The sequence below is a fragment of the Treponema sp. R80B11-R83G3 genome, from assembly GCF_054786115.1.
The window spans coordinates 1-1309 of record NZ_BDHF01000226.1; the positions used below are offsets into that span (position 1 = coordinate 1).

Annotated in this window: 2 protein-coding genes; both read left to right on the forward strand. The window is 58.7% G+C overall.

From position 1 onward, the window contains the following. Nucleotides 1–617, forward strand: a 617-nt coding sequence (locus ACYVRH_RS12840; protein WP_461257292.1) for a helix-turn-helix domain-containing protein, incomplete at its 5' end; no start/stop codon positions are given. A 159-nt stretch (nucleotides 618–776) separates the two neighbouring features. After that, the coding region (locus tag ACYVRH_RS12845) for a hypothetical protein (RefSeq protein WP_461257293.1) at nucleotides 777–1309 on the forward strand (533 nt) is incomplete at its 3' end.

A 1309-nucleotide genomic window follows, 5' to 3' on the forward strand; every position in this document is an offset into this window, starting at 1 on the left:
CCCATGGTGCAGACCTGCATGGAACCGTGCTGGCGTCAGGCAGCATCTTCGCAGGACTGCTGGCAGATCACCTGGACGCACTGCACAGGCGCCTGCCTACCATCGCCCTGTTGCAAGCCGACGATGTGGTGCATGCCACCACCCAGATGCTGGCCGCCTGCCTGCGTCCGAGCCAGCGCACCTTGGCCGAGGCCCGCAACGAAGTGCAGGCCGCCACGCTGGAGCGCATCCAGCGCCATATCGCCCAGAACCTGGCCGCACCGCTCACCCCCGAGATACTGTGCCGACGCTTCGGCATTTCGCGCCACCGGCTCTACCACCTCTTCGAGCCACTGGGCGGAGTGATGCGCTACGTGCAGCAGCGCCGTTTGCAACGGGCCTTCCACACGCTGTCCAACCCGACCTGCCGTCGTCTGCGCATTGCGGATGTGGCCACACGCCTGGGCTTTGCCAGCGAAGCGCACTTCAGCCGCGCGTTCCGTGCCGCCTTCGGCCACACGCCCAGCGATGTACGCGCGATGGCCGAAGCAGCTCACACCGTGCGCATCAATCCCCCACCAGGCACCACGACCACATCGGCGGAATATGCCGACTGGCTGCTCGGGCTCATGGCCTGAGCGCGGGATGGCCGGTCAAGAGACTGGCAAACGGACAGTCAAATCCACAGGGACCCGGTGCCTCAAGATCGCAATGGGCTGCCGTGTCCCAGGCGCAGCCTCCAGGGCGGGCGTGCTCATTCGCCAACATCTTTCAAACATCAAGAACACAAGATAACCATGACAGAAACTAGCCACAGGCGCCCTTCCATCCGATCTTTTCGCTGGATGCCAAGGTCATGGATTATTGTTTTCATATTTTTTTCAGCATCAACTGCTTATGCAGCAGCGAGCAGGACATTGCTTTCGACTCTCGATGTAGGTCCAGGAAATGTATGGGTGAACGCCAGTTACCCAAGATACCAGGAATTCAGAACCGGTGAAACCAATGTCGTCATCACCGATGTATCCATTCGAATTTTTGATTCACTTGGCACTGGATTTCCCTTGTTGAAGCTGTGCGGCAGCCCATCCGAAAACTGCCAACAACTCGACCACAAGGAAACCGTTGGCAATGTCTACAGCTTCACCGGTTCCTATCAAGCATCCGCCAACAAGTCTGTGCGCATCATTTTCGATTGCAATTGCGATGGCGGCTCAGGATACGGAGTTTATTTCGGCCTCAGATCCATTCCCGGAGCATCCTCCAATGCGCCGGGCTATCAATTTGCCGTCAAGGTAGATGCCATCGCCTTGCCGACCATCACACGCAT